We start from the raw sequence: 22,603 nt of genomic DNA, 5'->3' as shown, positions 1-22,603 counted from the left end.
CTTCAGGTAGGGTAGCGCCGCGGCGTGAACACCTTGTCGCCGGAATCGTCTGTGTACCACTGGGTTTGAGACGAACCGACGATCAGCAGGCAGCGCATGTCGACGTCGGCCGGATCAAGGTCGGCCAGCCGCACCACGCGGACATCCTCGTCGGGCCCCGACACGTTGCGGCCGATCACCACCGGCGTCCCCGGTTCGCGGTGGGTCAGCAGGATGTCGCGCATGGCGCCGACCTGCCAGGTCCGGCTCTTGGACGCGGGGTTGTAGACGGCCAGCACCAGATCGGCCGCCGCCGCGGCGCTCAGGCGCGTCTCGATCACGTCCCACGGCTTGAGCCGATCCGACAGCGAAATCACCGCATAGTCGTGACCCAGCGGCGCACCGACGCGGCTGGCGACGGCCTGGGCCGCGGTCATCGCCGGGATCACGCGAACCTGAACCCCGGGCCACTGCTTGGCCTCTTCCAGCACGGCGGTGGCCATTGCGAACACCCCCGGATCGCCCGACGAGACCACCGCGACGGCGCGGCCCTGTTCGGCCAGTGCGCAGGCCAGGCGCGCCCGCGCGGGTTCGTCGGTGTTGTCGCTGGGGTGGCGCTGCTGGCCGTCGCGCACCGGGACGCGATCGAGGTAGTTGCCGTAGCCGATCAGATCGGTCGCGGCGGCCAGCTCACGTCGGCTCTGCGGTGTCATCCAGTCGTGGTCGCCGGGGCCCAGACCCACGACGGCGACGGCGCCGGCCGGCGAGCGTTCCTGCAACCGGCGGCCGCCCGGCAGCATGGCCAGCGAGAAATAGGGCACGCTGGCCTCGTCTACGGCAGCGGCCGGCGAGACACGTTGCGCGGCGGTGCTGGCCCGCTCCACGTAGAACGCTTCGTCCAGTCGCCCGGACGCCGAAAGAGCTTCTCGCACAGTGCGATACGAACGGCCCAGCTTGAGCACCACGGCGGCGTCCGCGTCGGCGAGCCGGCGGGTCAGCTCGGCGACAGGCAGGGTTCCCGGCAGCACCGACAGCACCTCGTCGCCGGCCACCAGCGGGATAGCCACGGCCGCCGAGGCAGCGCTTACCGACGTCACGCCGGGCACGATGACGGCGTCGAACCGCTGCGTCAGCCGGGTGTGCAGATGCATATACGAGCTGTAGAACAGCGGATCGCCTTCGGCCAGCAGCGCCACATTGCGTCCCGCGTCGAGGTGCGCGGCGATGCGCTCGGTGGCCTCGATATAGAAGTCCTCCATCGCACCGGCGTAGCCGCCGGGATGATCGCTTACCTCGGTGGTCACCGGATAGACGAGGTGCTCCTCGATCTGGCCGGGCCGCAGATACGGTTCGGCGATGCCGCGCGCGATGCTGCGGCCATGCCGGGCGCTGTGGTACGCGACGACGTCGGCCTCGCCGATCAGCCGCGCCGCCTTGACGGTCACCAACTCCGGATCGCCGGGGCCCAGGCCGACGCCCCACAGCACGCCTCGCTGGTCTGAGGAGTCAGTCATTCGGTATCGCTCGCGATCGCGTTGACGGCTGCGGCGGCCATCGCGCTGCCGCCGCGGCGGCCCCGCACCACCAGATACGACATCCCGCGCGGGCGTTCGATCAGCTCCACCTTGGACTGTGCCGAGCCGACGAATCCGACCGGGCCGCCCAGCACCGCCACCGGCGCCGGGGCGCCCTCGTCGATCAGCTCGAGCAGCCGGAACAGCGCGGTAGGGGCATTGCCGATCGCCAGCACCGCGCCGTCGAGCCGGTCGGCCCACAGTTCGACGCCCGCCGCCGACCGGGTGATCTGCCGTCGCGCGGCCAACTCGGGTGCGCGAGGGTCGGCCACCAACGACACGACCTCGTTGCCGGCGGGCAGCCGTGCTTTGGTGATCCCGGCGGCCACCATCGACGAATCGCACAGCACGGGAGCGCCGTCTCGCAGCGCGGCGCCGGTCCGGGCCACCACGTCCCGGGTGAAGGCGACATGCTCGGCGACGTCCACCTGCCCGCAGGTATGGATCAGCCGGACGACGACCTGGGCCACGTCGGCGGGGAATCGGGCCAAGTCGGCCTCGGCGCGGATGGTCGCGAACGACTGGCGGTAGATCTCCGCCGCGTCGCGGATGTAGTCGAGCACCTGCCCACCCTACGGCCCCCTAACTTCGAAGCAGCCGGTATCCGTCGCCGGTGGCGACCAGCACCTGTCCGGTCGGCGGGCTGCCGCACGCGCGTTCGCAGCCCACGAAGTGACGATGCGCCGACGAATCCGTCCCGACCAGGTCGGCCGCATCCGCCCGCACATCGGCGGCTGAGCGCGCGCAGCCCGGACTGCCGGTACAGGCGCTGATGTCGAGCCAGGGGGAATTCTCGTCGAATACCAAACCCAGTGGCGCGAGCACCCGCAGCGCGGCGTCGGCGACGCCCTCGTCAAGGTCGCACACCAGCAGCGAGCGCCACGGCGTGATCACCATCGGGGCCTCGATCAGGGCGAGATACTCCGCGGTTTGTGCGGGCAGCACACCCAGCGGTACTGCGGCGCCCAATGCAACCCGGCCTTCGTGACCCGGCCAGTCCTGGGCTATCCAGCCCACTGGCGGTTTGGCGACCGGCGCAAACGGGACGGCACCGAAATCCAGGCCGGGCAGCAGGTCCTCGATGTCAGTCAATTCATTGATACGCCAAGCGCTTTCGCGTATCTCAGTGAATCGGACGGCGATCCCGACCAGCGTCGTGACCACATCGTCGGCCGCCATGCGCAGGCCGGTGTCGCGTCCCATCAGCAGCAGCGCGTAGCCGTCGTCGCAGACGTGCACACCGACGTCGGCGCCCAGCCCGGACACGTCGGCGCGGCCGTCGTCGATGCTGAACCAGAACCGGCCGCCCAGATCGACCAGTTTGGGCTCGGCGCAGATCGCCGCATCCAGCGCGTCCACCCAGGCCCGCACATCCGCGCGTCCGCCCGCCCGGCCGGACAGCGGCGAGGCGACGATGTTTCGCACCCGTTCGTGCGTCGCCGACGGTAATAGCCCGGCCTTGGCGATGCCCTCCGCGACGGCCGCCACGTCAGTGATCGCGCGCAACTGCACATTGCCGCGCACCGTCAGTTCCAACGTTCCCGAGCCGAAGCCGCTGGATAGGCCGGCCAGCGCCGCCAATTGCGCGGCGGTGATCATCCCGCCGGGCAGTCGCACGCGCACCAGAGCGCCGTCGGCGGCCTGGTGCACCTGCAGCGCGCCGGGGCACGCGTCACTGTCGCGGGTTCGGGCCATGCAATCCACGGTAGAGCAGAACGCCGCGCTGAAAACCACGATCGTGTGCCCGCCTGGCCCATGAACCGACCTTGTATCGGCACCGGCTAGCGGTCGCCGAAGTCATATTTATCCAGACCGTCGTCGTGGCCTTTACACATGAGGTCGGCACAACGCCGCCGTGGCCGCGACGAAATCTGCGTCTGGTGCTTCTCGCCATTCCACTGCGTAACGCCGATGGTGTACAGCTCGGTATCTCCACCGCAGATCGGGCACTTATGGCTCGGGTCACGCTCGATAATCGGTTCGATCGCCATGAAGCTCAAGGCTAGAAGGTTTGCGCCAAAGAGACTGTGGCCCAAAGACCCGCAGCACCGGGCACTTCGTCCCTACCAGTTCTGGCCGTGCCGCAATTAGATGGTCATTGTCCTGGATTAGCCAATCCGTATCGACTCCGGGAGGTCACCATGCCTGAAGGTACCGTCGCGCGCGTCACCGAGATCAGCGCGAGATCCGACACCAGCTTCGAAGATGCCGTGAAGACCGGCATTGCTCGGGCCGAGCAGACCTTACGTGGCGTCAAGTCGGCCTGGATCAAGGAACAGGTAGTGGATGTGGAGAACGGCGGAGTTGTCGCCTACCGCGTCAACATGCTGGTCACATTCGTCCTCGACTAGAGCCGCAGGTAGCCATGTCGACGAGAACCAGCGTTACAGCGCTCGACCATGCAATAGATTCCGCACATACGTGGGTAAATGATGTCGCCGCGGAGTTCGACACCGAGGATCGCGAGTTCGCTTACCGAGTCCTGAGAGCATGGCTGCATACCCTGCGCGATCGGCTCACGGTAGAGGCGAGCGCTCATTTTGCGGCCCAGCTGCCCGACCTGATCAGAGGCGTTTTCTACCAGGCGTGGGACCCCAATGCCGTCCCCGACAAGTACGACGCCGACGCTTATACCGTCCGGTTCTCTCGCGAGGCGAACATCGCACTCTGCGACGTTGGCAAAGCCGCTGCAGCCACTACCGCGGCCGCGTTGCATCATCTGCCGGCTGCCCAGATCGACAAGGCCCTGGGGCAGTTGCCCATCGAAATCCGCAAGATACTGCAACCCCAGTAGGGCAGAAGATAACGCGGGTGGCGGTAAAGGATGGCTTGCCCAGGGCTGATCGCGAATCAGAACGGCGGCGGCTGATTTCGTTCGGCGACGTGAGCGGCGTTTAGTGAACGCTCTGCGTTGATGCGACGGACGCGATCTTGCTCTCGGGTGCGCCGCCGCTTGGGCATCATGACCCCGCGGCAGTCGAGCCGGTCGGCAGCCCTTGGCGCGCCGGCTAATTCGCCTGTTGGCAGGCACAGCGTGGGAAATATCAGCAGACTGCCGGGCCGGGTGGTGTAGGTGTACCCGCTGGGTGAAGTCCAGACAACGGCACCGTCGGGATGCTGTTCGTCCCGCCAAGCTGTCCAGAAAGTCTTGAGCAGGTGATGTTTTCGGCACAGGCATTTGAGGTTCGACGGATGTGTGGGGCCGAACGGGTAGGGGATCGTATGGTCGATGTCGCAGATCTCGGCGGGACGATCGCAATTGGGGAATCGACACGTCAAGTCGCGGCATCGCACAAATGCTTCGAGCGCCGCCGACGGACGGTAACTCGGCTCGCCCGCACTGCCGGCGCCGGGATGACGCAACGGCCGCACCTTCGCACCATCTCGAATCAGCTCGGCGAGCCGTGGCGAGGGAACCGTCCCGCCACCGGTGATCAACGCGGACGGCCGGTTAACGCCCGAGGGTACGGGCGTGCTCTGCAGCGCCGACGGCTCGGTGACGACGTGGATGACGACGCCCGTCGCGCGCTCGTCGGACTCTAGGCGCGCCGCGCATTCGGCATTGTCGCAGCCACAGCTGAGTCGCTCTGCTCCCGCGGCGAGCGCGCCCAGCGCATCGGCACGGCGCTGGGCGAGGGTCCGCGGGTCGTCGTCGCAGACATCGTGGGCCATGTGCAGGAGCCGTCGGTCCAAAGCCGCGGCGTCGGTGGCGTACAGCCGGCCCCACACCGCGGCGGTTCCCGACTCGTCATTGGCCAGGTCGACCACCAAGTCCCGGCTGCGCGCAGCCGCTCGGCTCCGGCGCACTGCACCGGGGTCATAGCGGTCGACTATCGCGTCGATGGCCTGCGCCGTCTTATTCACCGACAGTGGCCCGTATCGGGCCGCGCTCTTGGCCAGTGCCGTATCGACCAGCCGCAACGTGTCCGGGTCCTTGATCAATTCCGTGTGCCACACGATGGCCGCGGCCAGCCGAGCGCTGATGGCGCCGTCAAAGAAGAGGGCTGCTACTTCTGGTAGCCGGTCGCGCAATGCCACGGCTTGATGCATCTGACCGGACGCCATGGAGTGACTGATGCCTTGTGCAGCAGACACTTCGGCGGCCATCGCATCCCAGTTGTCACATGACCACATCGCATGGTCGACGGGACCCACCGCGCGGCGGCGCACCAGTTCGGCGATGGCCGCCAGCCGGCGCGATGAAGCGGCGGCTTCGGCTCGCGTCCACTCCGCGATCGCCGCGACCACGGTCGCATCGTCGGCGCGCAGTAGCTCGTCCGCACCCTGCAATCCATCGAACATATGTTCGAGTATACCCCGATCTACTGCCTCAAACTTTTGGCAGGGTCGCAGGTTGTGGATAACTGCGGACGTGACTGAAAGGTTGTTTACACGGTTCGGTCGCGGCGAACAAACATCCGGACCCTCTTCGATGGCGACGCCCTCGACATGGAAATCCAAGACTTCCGGATCGTCTGCAAACCCATCAGACCGCACCCCCAAACAGGCCTACCTCCACCTAGAAACCTGCCAACTTCTTGACGCAAGACAGACGTCCACCGACAAGTCCGAAGATTGCCGCGGGTCGCGGTGGGCACCCTGCTGTGGTGCAGACGATGGAGTACGCCCCAGGACGCTTGGCCGATGTCTTCGGGGATCGAACTCAGCCGGCCGTTCTTGTATGGCACGGCATGCAGGCCAATGCCCGCGCTGTCGTCCGGCCGCTGGCCGGCGTGCTGGCCGACCGCGGCGCCAACGTCGTGGTGGCCGACTGGGATTCGCATTCCCACGACGGAGGCCGCGCGGACTTGTTGGGATCGGTCGAGTTCATGCGCCAGCGCTGCAAGGGCTTCGTGCTCGTCGGGTGGTCGATGGGCGGCCTCGCCGCGGCAGGGTTGACACTGACTCGCCGGGATGTCCCGCTGACCCATACCGTCTGTCTGGCAGGCGCTTTCACGGTCCCCGACCCGATCACGGGTCGCATCCCGGGCGACGGACTGAGTCCCGGCCCGGCCGGTCCGCCGTTCACCCTGCTGCACGGCCTGGACGACGATGTGGTTCCGGTGACGGCCAGCCGCGACTTCGCCGCCCAGCTCGAAGCCGTCGGGTGGCCGGTGCAGCTGGCAGAGTTGGCGGCCGATCACGGGTCGATCGCCGGAGCGGAGTACGACCCGACCGCCGATCGCTACCGCGCGGCCGAGCCTGCTGACGTCGTGGGCGAGGTCGCCGCACGGATCGCGGCGGTACTCCATTGAAAACGATATGAACACGCGCGGGGCGGCGGCATTTGTGGCAATGTTTGCTGAGGGGGAAACGGTACGCACGGAGAGCTGCGATGTTCAAGATAGCGAATCGCTTGGCACTCATCCTCCCGACCGCTTTCGCACTCGCCGCCGCCGCGACCGCGATGTCGCCGGCGATTAGTCGAGCGGCCCAATGTGGCGAAGGGACCGTCTACGACGCGCCATCCAACACGTGCGTCGTCGCCGCCCAAGCGCCGGCCCCCCCGCCGCCGGCTGCCCCGCCGCCCCCGCCCCCGCCGCCGGCTTGGTCCGGCCCGCGGCCACACGTCTGGGTCAGCGTCTGCGCGCCCATCCGTTTCATCAGCATCTGCACCGGGATCTGAGCGGGCGCCGTCCGCCCACCGGTCGCGTTACGGTACGAATGATGAGTGGCTGAGCCGACGATCGTCCTGCTGTCGACATCCGACACCGACCTGATCAGCGCCCGTTCCAGCGGGAAAAACTATCGGTGGGCCAACCCCGCGCGGTTGTCCGACGAAGAGCTGCTCGACCTCTTGGCCGACGCCGAGATCGTGGTGGTCCGGATCCTCGGCGGCTACCGCGCCTGGCAAAGCGGCATCGACACCGTGCTCGCGAGTGGCATTCCGACGGTCCTGGTCAGCGGCGAGCAGGCCGCGGACGCCGAGCTGACCGGACTGTCCACGCTGGCCGCCGGAATCGCGGTGCAGGCGCACATCTACCTGGCGCACGGTGGCGTGGAGAACCTGCGCCAGCTGCACGCCTTCCTGTCCGACACCGTGCTGATGACGGGCGTCGGCTTCACCGAGCCGGTGGTGACCCCGACCTGGGGGGAACTCGAGCGGCCTGCGGCCCGGCAGACGGCGGGCCCCACCATCGCGGTGTTGTACTACCGCGCGCAACACCTGGCCGGCAACACCGCCTACATCGAATCGCTTTGCACGGCAATCGAAGACGCCGGCGGACGACCGCTGCCGGTCTACTGCGCGTCGCTGCGCACCGCCGAGCCCGAGCTGCTGCAACGGCTCGGTGACGCCGACGCGATGGTGGTCACGGTGCTGGCCGCCGGGGGACTGCGGCCCGCGGCCGCGTCGGCCGGTGGGGACGACGACAGCTGGAACGTCGAACACCTTGCCGCCCTGGACATTCCGATCTTGCAGGGGCTGTGCCTGACGAGCTCGCGGGATCAGTGGGACGAGAACGACGACGGCCTGTCCCCGCTGGATGTAGCCACCCAGGTGGCGGTGCCCGAGTTCGACGGGCGCATCATCACCGTCCCGTTCTCGTTCAAAGAGATCGACGACGACGGGCTGATCTCCTATGAGGCCGACGCCGAACGCTGCGCGCGGGTCGCCGGCCTGGCCATCCGGCACGCGCTGCTGCGACACATCGCCCCCGCCGACAAGCGGGTGGCCCTGGTGTTCTCGGCGTATCCCACCAAGCACGCCCGCATCGGCAACGCGGTGGGACTGGACACCCCGGCCAGTGCGGTGGCGCTGGTACAGGCGATGCGCGAGCGCGGCTATCGGGTCGGGGATCTGCCCGGCATCGACGCCAACGACGGGGACGCGCTGGTCCACGCGCTGATCGAACGCGGCGGGCAGGACCCCGACTGGCTCACCGAGGAGAAACTGGCCGGCAACCCGGTCAGGGTGTCCGCCGCGGACTACCGCGCCTGGTTCGCCACCCTGCCCGACGACTTCCGCGAGGCCGTCGAGACCCATTGGGGCCCCGCACCCGGGGAGCTGTTCGTCGATCGCACCCACGATCCCGACGGCGAGATCGTCATCGCCGCAATGCAATCCGACAACCTGGTATTACTGGTGCAGCCGCCGCGCGGGTTCGGCGAGAACCCGGTTGCCATCTATCACGATCCCGATCTGCCACCGAGCCACCACTATCTGGCCGCCTATCACTGGCTCGACGCCGGATTCGGATCGCACGCGGTGGTGCACCTGGGCAAGCACGGAAACCTGGAGTGGCTTCCGGGCAAGACGCTGGGCATGTCGGCGGCCTGCGGATCCGACGCCGCACTGGGCGACCTGCCGCTGATCTACCCGTTCCTCGTCAACGATCCCGGCGAGGGCACTCAGGCCAAGCGCCGGGCGCACGCGGTACTCGTCGACCATCTGATCCCGCCGATGGCCCGTGCCGAAAGTTACGGCGACATCGCGCGTTTGGAGCAACTGCTCGACGAGCACGCCAATGTCGCCGCCCTGGATCCCGGCAAGCTGCCCGCCATCCGCCAGCAGATCTGGACGCTGATCCGCGCTGCCAAGATGGACCACGATCTGGGCCTGACTGAGCGGCCCGAAGAAGACTCGTTCGACGACATGCTGCTGCACGTCGACGGCTGGCTGTGCGAGATCAAGGATGTCCAGATCCGCGACGGGCTGCACATCCTCGGGCAAAAGCCCACGGGGGAAGCAGAACTCGACCTCGTCCTCGCCATTCTTCGGGCTCGCCAGCTGTTCGGCGGCGAGCAGGCCATCCCCGGTCTGCGGCAAGCGCTCGGTCTCGCCGAAGACGGCACCGACGAGCGGACGACGGTCGATCAAACCGAGGCGGTTGCTCGCGAATTGGTCGCATCGCTGCAAGCCAGCGGCTGGGACCCGGACACCGCCGACACGATCACGGACAACGCCGAGGTCGCCACGGTGCTGCGATTCGCGGCCACCGAGGTAGTGCCCCGGCTGGCCGGTACCGCATCGGAGATCGACCAGGTGCTGCGGGCGCTCGACGGCCGGTTCATACCGGCAGGACCTTCGGGGTCACCGTTGCGTGGCCTGGTCAATGTGCTGCCCACCGGCCGCAACTTCTACTCCGTCGACCCCAAGGCGGTACCGTCGCGGCTGGCCTGGGAAGCCGGTGTCGCGCTTGCCGATTCACTGCTGGACCGGTATCGCAACGACCACGGGGAGTGGCCGCAATCGGTCGGGCTGTCGGTGTGGGGCACTTCCGCTATGCGCACCGCCGGTGACGACATCGCCGAAGTCCTTGCGCTGCTCGGTGTTCGGCCGGTGTGGGACGACGCGTCGCGCCGCGTGGTCGGATTGACTGCGATTTCGCCGACTGAGCTGGGCCGCCCGCGAATTGACGTAACCGTCCGCATCTCGGGATTCTTCCGCGACGCGTTCCCGCATGTCGTGACGATGCTTGACGACGCGGTGCGCTTGGTCGCCGAACTCGACGAGCCCGCCGACGCTAATTTTGTCCGCGCGCACGCGCAGGCCGATCTGGCCCAGCATGGCGACCAACGGCGTTCCACCACAAGAATTTTCGGTTCTAAACCGGGTACGTACGGCGCGGGGCTGCTGCAGCTGATCGACAGCCGGAACTGGCGCGACGACGCTGACCTCGCCCAGGTGTACACGGCCTGGGGTGGTTTCGCCTACGGACGCGACCTCGACGGTCGCGAGGCGGTCGACGACATGAACCGCCAGTATCGGCGAATTGCCGTGGCCGCCAAGAACACCGATACCCGTGAGCACGACATCGCCGACTCGGACGACTACTTCCAATACCACGGCGGCATGGTCGCCACGGTGCGAGCGCTGACCGGCAAGGCGCCGGCCGCCTACATCGGCGACAACACCCGACCCGACGCGATCCGCACCCGCACGCTGTCCGAGGAGACCACGCGGGTGTTTCGGGCCCGGGTGGTCAATCCGCGCTGGATGGCCGCGATGCGCCGGCACGGCTATAAGGGCGCATTCGAGATGGCGGCCACCGTCGACTACCTCTTCGGCTACGACGCCACCGCCGGGGTGATGGCGGACTGGATGTACGAACAGCTCACCGAGCGGTACGTGCTGGATCCGGAGAACCGCAAGTTCATGACGGAATCCAACCCGTGGGCGTTGCACGGCATGGCGGAACGACTGCTCGAGGCCGCCGGGCGCGGGATGTGGGAGCAGCCGCAACCGGAAACCCTGGACGGGCTGCGCCAGGCGCTGCTGGAAGCCGAAGGTGATCTCGAAGGCTGACCTAGATGAAGTCGGATCCGCCGTCCACATTCACCGTCGCCCCGGTGACGTAGCCGTTGCGCCGGGACGCCAGGTAGGCGGTGATGGATGCGACCTCCTCGGGAAGCCCGGCGCGACCAAGGTCACAGGGTTGATGAAAGTGGTTGTCGATCCAGGTCATGACGTCCACCGGGTCGGTGGCGTCCAGGCCGTCGGCCGCCAGGATGTCCTTCAGGTTTTCGGTGAAGCTGGCGGTCACGATGGTCCCCGGGCACACGCAGTTGACCAAGATGCCATCGGCGGCAAGGCTTTTGGAAAGATTCTTGGTGACACTGGCCAACGCCGCCTTGGATGCGGTGTAGGCGACGATGCGCGGGTTCTGTCGTTGAATGGAGTGTGCGGACAGCGTCACGATGCGGGCCCAGTCCGCCGCGCGCAGCAGCGGCAACGACGCGCGAATCGACCGCACGGCCGACATCGTTCCCAGCGCGAACGCCTCGTCCCATTGTGTGTCGTCCATCTGCTCGAAGTAGCCGTCGCCCGGCCCGATCGTGTGCACCAGAGAGTTGAGGCGGCCCCAGCGTTGGGACACGGCGGCGAAACCATCGGCGATGGATTCGGCGTCACCCATGTCCACGCTGATTCCCACGGCGTCGGGCGCGCCGGCTTTCAGAAGTGATTCCACGGCGGCATCGAGCGCTTCTCGGCTCCGTGCCATCACCGCCACGCTGGCGCCTTCGGCCGCAAGGGTTTCGGCGATGGCCAGGCCCATTCCCTTGCTGCCGCCGGTCACCACCGCCGTCGATTCGGCAAAACCCAGGTCCATCGATACTCCCTCGGTCAGTCTTGTGAACAGATCTGATTGATCGCACCCAGCGCTACGCCCAGCGCACGCAGGCAGAACCGGAGCGCGTCGTTGCGGACCTCGATGCGGTCGCAATCGCCGGTTCGCCACTGCCGGTTGATGCTTGCCCACACCACGCCCTGGATGAACTCCGCGTCGTTGACCGGGTCGATGTGGTGGAACACCCCGGCCTGCAGGCCCCGCCGCAGCGCATCGCCGAGCGGCTTGAGCATTTCGGCGTATGCGGGCTGAATCAGGCTGGGGGAGATCGACGTTTGCGATTGAGCTTCCAGCGACAGCCGCCGCAAATCGGATTTGACGTTGTCGTCGAACGCTAGGTCGAGCCGACCGTCGATCCAGGCCGCGACCGCTTCGATCTCGTTGGCGGCGCCCGACATTCGCCGTTGCAGCCGCCGCCTCTCCGCGCGCGCGGTATCCAGGAACACCGCGGCAACCAGTTCGTCCTTCGAGTCGAAATGCCGGTAGAAGGCGCGGGTACTCAAATTGGCGCGATCCAGCACCGCCGCGACGCTCAAGCCGGGAACCCCCTGTTCACGCAGGGTCGTCGACGCGGCCGCCAAAATCTCGCGACGCACCGCCGGATCTGGCTCCAGCTTGTCGCGGCGCCGCGTCCGGGGAGCGCTCGTGCCCTCAGGCGGTGGCATCGTAGGCGGCGAGGTAGTCCGCGAAGCGTTCGCGAACCTCCTCCGATGTCAGGCCGTACTCGGCGAGGTCATAGTCGTGTGCGCCGCGAGAGCCGGGTTTGTGGCCTTGCGCCCATTGCCTGACCGCGTTCGAGGCGGCGTCGGTGAAGCTCAACCCCAGGCGTTCGTAGCCGGCTTGCAACGTGCGCACCGGATCGGTTTGCAAATCGGCGAAGGAGATGTCGGCGAAGCGGTCCTGGCCACCATCCGAGCCCATCCGGCAACGGAAATCCATGGCCCGCCGGATGGCTTCGACCCAGCTGTCGAGTTGCTCGGCGCCCAGCTCGTGCGGATCGTTGCGGTCGCTGCTCCAGCTGCGGACGTACTGGATCAGGCTGCACACCGAACCCAGCACCCTGGCCGGATCGCGGTGACTCCACAGGAATTTGGCGTTCGGATAGGCCGCGACGAGCGCGTCGAGGGCGAACATGTGCACCGGGGTCTTGAGGTGCCACAGGGTCGGCGGGCAGTGCCACTGCAACAGCCGCAGCACCCGCCGGTGAAAGGTGTACGTCTCGCGCATGTCGCAGTCCATCAGCCACGACAGATATCCCGGAGCGCGCACCGCGCCGTCAAAGTGGAAGGTACGAAAGCTCATTCCCATCAGGTCCTGGCATTCGGTCGCGGCCGTCGCTTCGGAGTTGTGCATCGTCTTCATCAACGGGAACATGTCGTCGAGCATCTTCAGGCTCGCCTCGGTCTGCGCGATTCGCGGATCGGTGTGCTGAGTCGCGGACTCCGGCGGCGGGGTGGGTGCCTGAGATTCCCACGTCCGCAGCGACCGGAATTGCGGATCGGCGGCGACCAGTTGGCTCAATGCCGTGGTGCCCGTGCGGGGGAGGCCGATCACGAACACCGGACCGTCCACCACCTCGTCGTCGATCTCGGGATGCCGCCGGTAGGTGTCCTCGACCTTGAGGCGCTGAATCAGCGCGTTGCTGATGGTCGCGTGCTGGATGACCTGGCCGATGTCATTGAGGTCGGCTTCGGTGTTCAGCGCGTCGACGATGCGATCGAGTCCCTCGCGGTAGTAAGGCGATCCGAAATCGTCGAGACCGGTTGCCGCCCTGGCACCGTTCTCCAACTCGTCGGCGTCAAACGTCATCGGGCGAACCTTTCGCGCACGGCGGTGCGGCGCGCCGCGATGATGCAGGCCCGCTGCTCGCGTGTCACCAACGCGGTGTCCGGCGGCAATGCCGCACGAATGTCGTCGAACGGCACGACTCGCGTCGACGGCGTTGGCGCCGTCTTGGTCCGTACGCAACGCAAGATGATCGACCCGTTGCTGAAGCCCGCCGTGTCAAGCCAATTCGCGACGCCGGGGTCTTCCGAGCACAGCACCACGCGTACCAGTCCGTCGGCATCCACCGCAGCCTGGAAGGCGTTCAGGCTGGACTGATGACGACCGTAGTGAATCGTCTCCCACCACGGATTGCCGATGGAGAAACTCCAGTAAATCCCTTCGGGCGGTTCGGATTCCACGATCAGCGCCTCGCCCGGGCCCAGCTCCCACCGGCCGATCACCGGCCGGTTTTCCGCGGCCGCGCCGATATCGGAGCGGTCGATCGGCGCCAGGAATCCGTTCGTCGGTGCCGCGGCGCCGAATTGCAGGAAGAACGCGAGGTTGTCCTTTACGAAATCGCCGAGGGCAACCAGCTGTCGTGACACCGTCACGGCCGGATCGAGCGTGCGGCCGGTTGCGGCAACCGGGTCGCTGATCCGCTCGATGCGCAACGACGACGCGACTTCGGTGTTCCAGTCGTAGAAGAAATGCCGCACCGTCAATATGGGGTGATCGCCGTCGAGTCGCATCCAATCGCCGGCCGCCGGCTTCGAAGCGGACAGCACCACCTCGAAGTTCCCGTCGGCATCCACCTCGAGTTCGTCGACCAGTTCGTTGGCCGTTGCGACAATGCCGTTCATCGTCTGCAGACCGACGTAGCGTGCGGTGCCCCGATTGCCGAACAACCGGTAACTTTCACCCCCGCGCAGCACGGCGCTGGTGTAGACGCAGTCCGGACACTCCATTCCCCAGGTCACCAGATCGTCGGTGCTGGTGCGCTGCACACACAGGATGGGATCGGGGTCGAAACGCAGCACCTCGTGGATGCCGGCGGTGAGCAGCACCAGCAGGTGACGCATTCCCGCGGCGAGGTCGACCCGATTGCGGCCGGCCGGGTCCGATTGCACGATCCGCGCCGCGTCGCGCAGCTGGTCCTGCAGATACGACCACGCCTGGGACAGGTCGACCTCGTCGGCGTCGGAGCCTGCCAGCGCCGCCTCGGTGATCGAGAACGGCAGCCATGCCAGCGGCCTGTTCGGATCGCTCACGCGTGTCCTCGCTCCGGTCGTAGCCACAGATGCTTAAACGAAAACAATATTTTCACTTAACAGGATTGCAGCCGACTGCTGAGAATGTCAACGTTCACAGGTAGGTTGAGACCGTGACGCCCACCTTTGCCGATCTCGCCAAGGCGCAATACATCCTGCTGACCACCTTCACCAGGGACGGTCGAGCGAAGCCGACCCCGGTCTGGACCGCTGTGGACGGCGACCGCCTGCTGGTGATCACGCAGGCAAACTCCTGGAAGGTCAAGCGGATTCGTCATACACCCCGCGTGACGATGGCGACCTGCACCATGCGTGGTCGCCCGACGAGCGAGGCGGTCGAGGGCACCGCGGCGCTGCTCGACAAATCGGACACCGGCACCGTTTACGACGCGATCGGCAAGCGTTACGGCATCGTTGGCACGGTCTTCAACTTCTTCAGCAAGCTGCGCGGCGGCATGGAAAGCAACATCGGCCTCGAACTCCGCGTGGCCCAAGGCTAGTTTGGCCCGCAGGGCGCTGATGAGTACGGTGCTCATTCCGATCCCCGACCGTGACTTCGACCCGACCGAGGTCGCCGTCAGCTGGCGGGTCCTGACCGACAACGGTCACCGGGTGATCTTTGCGACCGAAAGCGGAGCGCCCGGTGTGGCAGACGACATCATGGTGACCGGTCGAGGGCTCGACATCTGGTCCGCGCTGCCGCTGGTGGGCTCACTGTCACTCGTCGGGCTGGCGCTGCGCGCCGACAAGAACGGTCGCGACGCCTACGCCGCCATGCTGGATTCACCGGAATACCGGCATCCCGTCAGCTGGACAGCGGCCACGCTGAACGGTGTCGACGCGGTGCTGCTGCCCGGTGGTCATCGCGCCCGCGGGATGCGCAGCTACGTCGACAGCGACGTCCTGCAGCGCCTCGTCGTCGAGGCGTTTGCCCGCGACATGATCGTGGCCGCGATTTGCCACGGGGTGCTGCTGGCCGCGCGCAGTATCGACCCCGACACGGGTCGCTCGGTGCTCTATGGACGCAAGACCACGGCGCTCACCTGGGCGATGGAACGGGCAGCCTGGCGGCTGACCCGAATCACCCGGTTCTGGGATCCCGATTACTACCGGACCTACACCGAAGCGCCCGGTCAGGCGAGGGGCTTTATGTCCGTGCAGTCGGAAGTCACACGCGCGCTTGAAGATCCGGCGGATTTCCGCGACGTCGAACGCGGTACGCCGCACTGGCGGCTGAAGTCGTCCGGGATGGCGCGGGACACCGCGACGGACTCGCGGCCCGCATTCGTCGTCGACGACGGCAACTACATCTCGGCGCGCTGGCCCGGCGATACCCACACCTTCGCGGGCGTCGTGTCGGACAAACTACGTCTTTAGCTGCTCCCCGAAGAAGGAGAAGACGCGGCTCCACGCGTCTTCGGTTGCGGCGTCGTCGTAGCCGAACCCCGCGATGCGCAGCAGTGGTTGGGCGGGAAGGGTATTCGCGAAGCTGTGCCCGGCGTCGGGATAGACCTTGACGTCACTGGTGATCTGCTTGGCCGCAACCACTTCACGCAATTTCTCGGGTGCGCCCTTGCCCAGCGGATCGCGCCCGCCGAAGCTGGCCACGATCGGGCACGCCCCCTCCAGTGTGTCGTTCAGGTGCCGGGGCAGGGGAGCGCCGTAGAACGGAGCGGAAGCGCCAAAACCCTTGGGCGACATGATGAGTGCAAACTGGCCGCCCATGCAGAAGCCGGCGATCCCGACCTGCCCGGTGCAGTCCGGCCGCTTCAGCAGGTAATCGCGGGCCGCAAGAATGTCATCGAGAGCGCGGCCACGCTGTGTCATCAGCTCACGCATCACCCGGGTGATGCAGCGGATGCGGCCGCCGCGCGCGTACATGTTCGGCGTGAGCGCCAGATAGCCCGCCCGCGCGATGCGGTCGTTGGTCTGCTCCTTGTCCCGGCCGTAGCCGAAGGCGTCGTGGATCACCACCACACCCGGCCAGGGGCCGTCACCGGCCGGGATGTTCAATAGCGCATCGATCGGTCCGTCCGGCGTATCGATCTCAATCGTGGTCATATCGTCATCTAACTGCAGCCGCGACACGGATCACCAGGGGAACTCGAGTGCAATGCACAGACGTTGGCATCACATGGTGAGCCGGATGTTACTCGTCTACGCCGTCGTCGAGCTGGCGGCGATCTTTGCGCTGGTCTGGACGGTCGGGTGGGGCTGGACCCTGCTGGGCCTGCTGGCCACGTTCGTTATCGGCTGGGGCCTGCTGGCCCCGATCGCGGGGTCGCAGCTGATTCGCGACATCGGGCGGATGCGCTCCGGGCGCAAGGAACCGCGCACCACCCTGGGCGACGGCGCACTGGTGACGGTGGCGACCGCGCTGGTCCTGGTTCCCGGCTTCGTCACCACGCTGGTGGGAATGCTGCTGTTGCTGCCGCCGGTGCGGGCGGCGGCCGGGCCGCGATTGACCCGGATCGCGCTGCGCGGTTTCCAGCGACACGCACCGCTGGTCATGACCGAGTTCACCGCCAACCGCGGGGACTACATCGACGGAGAGGTCATCGACGTCTACGACGTCGAGCCGGCCGCGCTGCCGAAGAACCGGCCCGCCGACGAGCACTGGGGCGGACCCCGTTACGCGTCCGGCCCGTACTGATGGGCTCTTGCGCCACGTAGTTTTGCTCTGTGAACCCGATTCCGACCACTCTGCTGCTCAACGGGCGGGTGCACAGCCCCACCAATCCCGACGCGACCGCGATGGCGGTGCGCGGTGAGGTCGTTGCCTGGCTGGGTAGCGACGACGTCGGCCGCCGGCAGTTTCCCGACGCCGAGTTGGTGGACCTCGAAGGCGGCTTCGTGGCCCCGGGATTCGTCGACAGCCACATTCATGTGACCGCGACCGGCCTCGCCCTCAGCGGCCTGGACCTGCGGGGGGCCACCTCGCGCGGGCAGTGCCTGCGGATGGTCGCCGACTATGCCGCCGCCCATCCCGGCGAGCCGATCTGGGGGCACGGCTGGGATGAGTCGTCGTGGCCCGAGAACAGCCCGCCGTCCACCGCCGAGCTCGATGCGGTGCTCGACAACCGGCCGGCCTACCTGGCGCGCGTCGACGTCCACTCCGCGCTGGCCTCGACCGGGCTGCGCAGGCTGGTGCCAGACCTGGCGGCAGCGCGCGGTTTCATCGCCGACCGGCCGCTGACCGGCGACGCTCACCACCTGGTCCGTGCGGTCGCCCGCGGCCTGCTCACGCCCGCGCAGCTAGCGGAGGCCAGGACCGCCGCGCTGGGTGCCGCGGCGGCGGTCGGCATCGTCGCCGTCCACGAATGTGCGGGACCCGAGATCGGTGGCCTCGACGACTGGCTACGGCTGGAGGCCGTCGACCACGGCGTCGAGGTGATCGGCTATTGGGGTGAGGCGGTCAGCACCGCCACCCAGGCCCGCGCGCTGGTGGAGCAGACCGGAGCCCGTGGCCTGGCCGGTGACCTGTTCGTCGACGGAGCGCTGGGCTCGCACACCGCCTGGCTGCACGAGCCGTACACCGACGCTCCGGACCGCGTCGGAACCCGCTACCTGGACGCCGACGTCATCGAAGCCCACGTACGGGCATGCACCGAGGCGCAGGTGACGGCGGGCTTCCACGTCATCGGCGACGCCGCGGTGTCGGCGGCGGTCGACGCGTTCGCACGGGTCGTCGCCGACCTGGGGGTGGTCGCCGTGGCCCGCTGCGGCCACCGGCTCGAGCACCTCGAGATGGTGACCGCCGACCAAGCCGCCAAACTGGGCGCGTGGGGCGTCATCGCCAGCGTGCAGCCCAATTTTGACGCCCTCTGGGGCGGTCGCGACGGCATGTACGCCGACCGTCTCGGCGCCGAACGAGGCAGCCGGCTCAATCCACTCGCGCTGTTAGCATCCCAAGGCGTGCCCCTCGCGCTAGGTTCCGACGCCCCGGTGACCGGGCTCGACCCGTGGGAAAGCGTGCGCGCGGCCGTCAATCACCACACCGCGGGCAGTGGGCTCTCGGCCCGGGCGGCGTTCGCCGGCGCCACCCGCGGCGGTTGGCGCGCGTGCGGCGCGCGCGACGAGAACATCGGCGCCCTGGTGCCGGGTGCTCCGGCCTCCTACGCGGTCTGGGACGCCGGAGACCTCGACGTCCACGCCCCGGACGACAGCGTCCAGCGATGGTCGACCGATCCACGGTCGCGGGTTCCCGCGTTGCCTCGCCTGGGCCCGGCCGACGAGCTCCCGCGGTGCCGGCGCACCGTGCACCGAGGTGCTGTCATCCATGGTTAGGGAGGAGCCGGACCCGCTCGAAGATTCCGCTGCTCAGGAAGACGCTCAGCAAGACGAGGCCGAGCCGAACCGTCCGGGCCGGGCCACTCGCGCTGCCGCCGCCACGGGCCACGGGCTGACCCGGCTGGGCAAGGGGGCGATCACCCGGCTCGCCGGCACAGGGGCCGCGCTGCGGCCCAGGCTGACGCGGCTGGTGGCCGCCGTCGCGGGCGGAGCGCTGCTGTGCGCCAGCTTCCCGTCAGTCAACTGGTGGTGGGCGGCCGTCGTCGCGGCTGCGTTGCTGGCCTGGGTGCTCAAACATCCCGCCACGACACTGGCGGGCGGATTCGGTTACGGATTCCTGTTCGGGTTCGCGTTCTACGCCCCGCTGCTGCCCTGGATCAGCCTGCTGGTGGGCGCCATCCCGTGGCTGGCGTTGGCCACGATGTGCGCGCTGTTCCCCGGCCTGTTCGGCTTCTTCGCCGTCCTGGTACGGCGACTACCGGGCTGGCCGCTCTGGTTCGCACTGCTGTGGACGGCCCAGGAGTGGCTGAAGTCGATCGTGCCGTTCGGCGGCTTTCCCTGGGGCGCGGTGGCCTACGGCCAAGCCGAGGGCCCACTGCTGCCGTTGGTCCAGCTCGGCGGGGTGGCGCTGCTCTCCATGGGGGTCGTCCTGCTCGGCTTCAGCGTGACCGCGATCGCGCTGGAAATCGCCAAGTGGTGGCGGACTGGTAGCCGGTCGCGCGGTGACGCCTCGGAGGAAGGTATGTCAGCCGCGCCCCCGCCCGCGGTCGTGCTGCCCGGCGTCTGCTTCTGTCTGGTGCTCTTTGCCGCGGTCATGGTCTGGCCGCAGGTGCGGCACTCCGGCGCCGGGTCGGGCGGCGAACCGACGGTCACGGTCGCGGCCGTGCAGGGCAATGTGCCCAGGCTCGGCCTCGGCTTCAACGAACAACGGCGCGCGGTGCTCGACAACCACGTCGACGAGACCCTGCGGCTGGCCGAGGACGTCCGGGCCGGGGCCGCCCCGCAACCGCAGTTCGTGATCTGGCCCGAGGATTCCTCCGACATCGACCCCTTCGTCAACGCCGATGCCGCCCAGCGCATCGCGGAGGCGGCGCACGCGATCAACGCGCCGATCCTGATCGGGTCGGTACTCGCGGTGCCAAACCACGACCAGGGACCCGAGCAGTACACCAACACCGCGATCGTCTGGAATCCGGTCACCGGGCCGGCCGATCGCCACGACAAAGAGATCGTCCAGCCGTTCGGCGAATACCTGCCCATGCGGTGGCTTTTCGAGCATCTGTCGAGCAAGGCCGGGCTGGCGGGCAATTTCGTCCCCCGCACGGGCACCGACGTGGTGCAGATCGCCGGTGTGCCCGTCGGCGTGGCCACCTGCTGGGAGGTGATCTTCGACCGGGTGCCGCGCAAGGCCGTGCTCAACGGTGCCCAGTTGTTGGCGGTGCCCGCCAACAACGCCACCTTCAACAAGCGCATGAGTGAGCAACAACTCGCATTCGCCAAGGTTCGCGCCGTCGAGCACGACCGTTACGTCGTGGTCGCCGGCACCACCGGGGTCAGTGCGGTGATCGCTCCGGACGGCGCCGAGCTGGTCCGTACCGACTTCTTCCAGCCCGCTTACCTGGACATCCAGGTGCGCCTCAAGACGGTGCTGACGCCGGCGACGCAGTGGGCCCCGATAGTGCAGTGGGTCTTGGTCGCGGCGGCCGGAGCGGTCATTCTGGCCGGAATACGGCACAATGGGAGCTTCCCGCGTTCGATTCGGCGGCGGTCCAGGCCGTCGGCTGAATCGGCAGACGTCGGGGCAGCCCCGGACGAACCCGGGTCCGACGAGAAGGCTCGGCCGGCGACCGAGCACGACGCTGCGCCGGACACACTCGGCGACTACACTCCGCTCCACCAAAAGGGCGGCCGACAACCTCGGTATCTCGGGCGACACAGAGGAGATAAATGACCACCGGCGAGCAGGCGACCCGGGCTCCGGCCAATCGTCCCAGCCAGCGTGTCCTGGTTATCATCCCGACCTTCAACGAGCGGGAGAACCTACCGCTGATTCATCGGCGGCTGACCGACGCCTGCCCCGATGTGCACGTGCTGATCGTCGACGACGGCAGCCCCGACGGGACCGGCGAACTCGCCGACGAGCTGGCCGCTGCCGACGGTGGCCGCACCCACGTCATGCACCGCACGGCCAAGGACGGCCTGGGCGCCGCTTATCTCGCCGGTTTCGGCTGGGGATTGAGTCGGGACTACGCGGTCCTCGTCGAGATGGACGCCGACGGCAGTCATGCGCCCGAGCAGCTGCGCCGGCTGCTGGACGCCGTCGACGCCGGAGCCGATCTGGCCATCGGTTCTCGCTACGTCGAGGGCGGCGCGGTGCGAAATTGGCCGAAGCGCCGCTGGGCCCTGTCCTGGACCGCCAACACCTACGCGCGGCTGGCGCTCGACATCGACATCCATGACATCACCGCCGGCTACCGGGCCTACCGCCGCGAGGTGCTCGAGGCGATCGATCTCGACGGCGTGGACTCCAAGGGCTATTGCTTCCAGATCGACCTGACCCGGCGCACTCTGGACAACGGATTCATCGTCGTCGAGGTGCCGATCACCTTCACCGAGCGCGAACTCGGCGTTTCCAAAATGAGTGGATCCAACATTCGCGAGGCGTTGGTGAAGGTCGCGAAGTGGGGCATTGAGAGCCGCCGCAACGGCGCACGGGCCGCGCGCGCGGCCAACCACAGCTAGCGGGCCGGGCGCACCGTCCGGGTCAGCCGCGTCGCTTCGAGCGGATCAGCTCGAGGCGCTCCTTGAGCAGTTCTTCGAGTTCTTCGACGCTGCGGCGCTCCAGCAGCATGTCCCAGTGGGTGCGCGGCGGCTTGACCTTCTTCGGCTCGGGCAGGTCACCCTCGATCAGGGTGCCTTCCATGCCGTTGCGGCACAGCCAGGTGCCGGGGATGTCGGCGTCGTCGGCGAACGGAACCTCGAATTCCTCGCCGTTCTCGGTGCGGTACTTCGCGAGCTGACGGGGCGCGAGATCGTGGTTGCGGTCGGTCTCGTAGCTCACGGCTCCGAGGCGACTGCCCCTCAGTACACGATCAGCCATGGCTGCTACTCCTTTAAATTGCTCTGAGCCCTAGGCTCCGGTGACGCGATTCTATTCGCATAGCAAACGTTAGGACGTTGTGCGTAGTTCCCGAGTCGACACGCGGCATACGCGACTCGACCGTCAATGATACCGGGATCGCGCAGTGGGGCCGACTAAAGTCGGCAGCGTGAGCCGCCGTTCCCACCCACAACCATGCCGCTGGTGCGGTCGAGACGTGACCGAAGTCGGGATGGGTCGGCGCCGGCAATACTGTCGGCAGTCTTGCCGGCAGCGGGCCTACGAGCAGCGGGCTTCGATCAACCGGGGTGAGGTGACGGCCGTGCCGGTCGATGCCGTGGTGCTCTCGGCTGACGATGCGTCCGACCTGTCAGATCGCGTCTACCAGGTCCGATGCGCTGCGGAGGATGTCGCGACGGCGCTGGACGAAGGCGCCGAGGCGACCGAACTGCGCGAGCTCTGCCAGGTGCTGATCCGCGCGGCCCAGGCCGCCGACGGCTGGCGTCGAGCGGTCGTCTGACCGCACTTGACCATGACAGATGGTTAGCCGGGTAC

Annotated in this window: 20 protein-coding genes and 1 pseudogene; 10 read left to right on the top strand and 11 right to left on the bottom strand. The window is 67.6% G+C overall.

What is annotated here, in order from left to right:
* Positions 1–2: 2 nt before the first annotated feature.
* From AC5Y5O_RS09240 to AC5Y5O_RS09225, 4 genes are all read right to left on the bottom strand, one after another.
* Positions 3–1,493 (bottom strand): precorrin-2 C(20)-methyltransferase, encoded by a 1,491-nt coding sequence (locus tag AC5Y5O_RS09240; protein ID WP_096288372.1) that lies wholly within the window; start codon positions 1,491–1,493, stop codon positions 3–5.
* Complete coding sequence (locus tag AC5Y5O_RS09235) at positions 1,490–2,116, bottom strand: precorrin-8X methylmutase (protein WP_096288370.1); 627 nt, start codon at positions 2,114–2,116, stop codon at positions 1,490–1,492. Before AC5Y5O_RS09235 ends, AC5Y5O_RS09240 begins: the two co-directional genes overlap by 4 nt.
* 19 nt (positions 2,117–2,135) lie before the next feature.
* The gene (gene cobG / locus AC5Y5O_RS09230) at positions 2,136–3,248 is read right to left on the bottom strand and encodes a precorrin-3B synthase (protein WP_500024763.1); all 1,113 of its coding nucleotides are present in this window, start codon (positions 3,246–3,248) and stop codon (positions 2,136–2,138) included.
* A gap of 86 nt (positions 3,249–3,334) precedes the next feature.
* Entirely contained in the window at positions 3,335–3,544 is a 210-nt protein-coding gene (locus AC5Y5O_RS09225; RefSeq protein ID WP_370496485.1) for a hypothetical protein, read from the bottom strand.
* Between the two features lie 150 nt (positions 3,545–3,694).
* Here AC5Y5O_RS09225 and AC5Y5O_RS09220 point away from each other — a divergent pair, with 150 nt between their 5' ends.
* Positions 3,695–3,904, top strand: coding sequence for a dodecin family protein (locus tag AC5Y5O_RS09220; RefSeq protein WP_370496484.1), 210 nt, complete (start codon positions 3,695–3,697; stop codon positions 3,902–3,904).
* 14 nt (positions 3,905–3,918) lie between these two features.
* Positions 3,919–4,347 (top strand): DUF2267 domain-containing protein, encoded by a 429-nt coding sequence (locus AC5Y5O_RS09215; protein WP_370496483.1) that lies wholly within the window; start codon positions 3,919–3,921, stop codon positions 4,345–4,347.
* 56 nt (positions 4,348–4,403) lie between these two features.
* On the opposite strand, the gene AC5Y5O_RS09210 is transcribed toward AC5Y5O_RS09215, so the two are convergent.
* Complete coding sequence (locus AC5Y5O_RS09210; RefSeq protein WP_500024760.1) at positions 4,404–5,855, bottom strand: HNH endonuclease signature motif containing protein; 1,452 nt, start codon at positions 5,853–5,855, stop codon at positions 4,404–4,406.
* Positions 5,856–6,160: 305 nt separating this feature from the next.
* Between AC5Y5O_RS09210 and AC5Y5O_RS09205 the strand changes: the two genes are divergently transcribed.
* Together AC5Y5O_RS09205 and cobN are read left to right on the top strand one after the other, a co-directional pair.
* Positions 6,161–6,808: an alpha/beta hydrolase gene (locus AC5Y5O_RS09205; protein ID WP_370496481.1), complete on the top strand. Its 648-nt coding sequence runs from the start codon at positions 6,161–6,163 to the stop codon at positions 6,806–6,808.
* Positions 6,809–7,224: 416 nt separating this feature from the next.
* Complete coding sequence (gene cobN, locus AC5Y5O_RS09200; RefSeq protein WP_500024758.1) at positions 7,225–10,800, top strand: cobaltochelatase subunit CobN; 3,576 nt, start codon at positions 7,225–7,227, stop codon at positions 10,798–10,800.
* A gap of 1 nt (position 10,801) precedes the next feature.
* On the opposite strand, the gene AC5Y5O_RS09195 is transcribed toward cobN, so the two are convergent.
* The 4 genes from AC5Y5O_RS09195 to AC5Y5O_RS09180 are packed head-to-tail and all read right to left on the bottom strand — an operon-like array spanning position 10,802 to position 14,658.
* Positions 10,802–11,605, bottom strand: coding sequence for an SDR family NAD(P)-dependent oxidoreductase (locus AC5Y5O_RS09195; protein ID WP_096288355.1), 804 nt, complete (start codon positions 11,603–11,605; stop codon positions 10,802–10,804).
* A gap of 14 nt (positions 11,606–11,619) precedes the next feature.
* Positions 11,620–12,288: a TetR/AcrR family transcriptional regulator gene (locus AC5Y5O_RS09190; RefSeq protein WP_096288353.1), complete on the bottom strand. Its 669-nt coding sequence runs from the start codon at positions 12,286–12,288 to the stop codon at positions 11,620–11,622.
* On the bottom strand, positions 12,275–13,432 hold the full coding sequence (locus AC5Y5O_RS09185) for a sulfotransferase family protein (RefSeq protein WP_096288351.1): 1,158 nt from the start codon (positions 13,430–13,432) through the stop codon (positions 12,275–12,277). Before AC5Y5O_RS09185 ends, AC5Y5O_RS09190 begins: the two co-directional genes overlap by 14 nt.
* Positions 13,429–14,658, bottom strand: a complete 1,230-nt coding sequence (locus tag AC5Y5O_RS09180; RefSeq protein ID WP_207768540.1) for a DUF1214 domain-containing protein — start codon at positions 14,656–14,658, stop codon at positions 13,429–13,431. Before AC5Y5O_RS09180 ends, AC5Y5O_RS09185 begins: the two co-directional genes overlap by 4 nt.
* Positions 14,659–14,771: 113 nt before the next feature.
* Between AC5Y5O_RS09180 and AC5Y5O_RS09175 the strand changes: the two genes are divergently transcribed.
* Positions 14,772–15,158, top strand: coding sequence for a PPOX class F420-dependent oxidoreductase (locus AC5Y5O_RS09175; RefSeq protein ID WP_096288349.1), 387 nt, complete (start codon positions 14,772–14,774; stop codon positions 15,156–15,158).
* A 19-nt stretch (positions 15,159–15,177) separates the two neighbouring features.
* A complete protein-coding gene (locus AC5Y5O_RS09170) occupies positions 15,178–16,035 on the top strand; it encodes a type 1 glutamine amidotransferase domain-containing protein (RefSeq protein ID WP_500024755.1) in 858 nt (285 codons plus the stop codon).
* On the opposite strand, the gene AC5Y5O_RS09165 is transcribed toward AC5Y5O_RS09170, so the two are convergent.
* Entirely contained in the window at positions 16,024–16,719 is a 696-nt protein-coding gene (locus AC5Y5O_RS09165) for a dienelactone hydrolase family protein (protein ID WP_500024809.1), read from the bottom strand. The genes AC5Y5O_RS09170 and AC5Y5O_RS09165 overlap by 12 nt on opposite strands.
* A gap of 73 nt (positions 16,720–16,792) precedes the next feature.
* Here AC5Y5O_RS09165 and AC5Y5O_RS09160 point away from each other — a divergent pair, with 73 nt between their 5' ends.
* The 3 genes and pseudogenes from AC5Y5O_RS09160 (at position 16,793) to lnt (ending at position 21,690) form a co-directional block, all read left to right on the top strand.
* Complete coding sequence (locus AC5Y5O_RS09160) at positions 16,793–17,311, top strand: FxsA family protein (protein ID WP_500024807.1); 519 nt, start codon at positions 16,793–16,795, stop codon at positions 17,309–17,311.
* A gap of 101 nt (positions 17,312–17,412) precedes the next feature.
* Positions 17,413–18,945, top strand: a complete 1,533-nt coding sequence (locus AC5Y5O_RS09155) for an amidohydrolase (protein WP_500024805.1) — start codon at positions 17,413–17,415, stop codon at positions 18,943–18,945.
* 115 nt (positions 18,946–19,060) lie between these two features.
* Positions 19,061–21,690 (top strand): annotated as a pseudogene (gene lnt / locus AC5Y5O_RS09150) (apolipoprotein N-acyltransferase).
* Between the two features lie 22 nt (positions 21,691–21,712).
* On the opposite strand, the gene rbpA reads toward lnt, so the two are convergent.
* A complete protein-coding gene (gene rbpA / locus AC5Y5O_RS09145; RefSeq protein ID WP_090603109.1) occupies positions 21,713–22,048 on the bottom strand; it encodes an RNA polymerase-binding protein RbpA in 336 nt (111 codons plus the stop codon).
* A 169-nt stretch (positions 22,049–22,217) separates the two neighbouring features.
* On the opposite strand from rbpA, the gene AC5Y5O_RS09140 reads away from it, so the two are divergent.
* A complete protein-coding gene (locus tag AC5Y5O_RS09140) occupies positions 22,218–22,568 on the top strand; it encodes a hypothetical protein (protein ID WP_096288337.1) in 351 nt (116 codons plus the stop codon).
* Positions 22,569–22,603 lie beyond the last annotated feature (35 nt).

The sequence above is a fragment of the Mycobacterium sp. NGS40 genome, from assembly GCF_059812735.1.
Note: the sequence above shows the minus strand (reverse complement) of the source record. Positions and strands in the feature narration are given on the sequence as shown.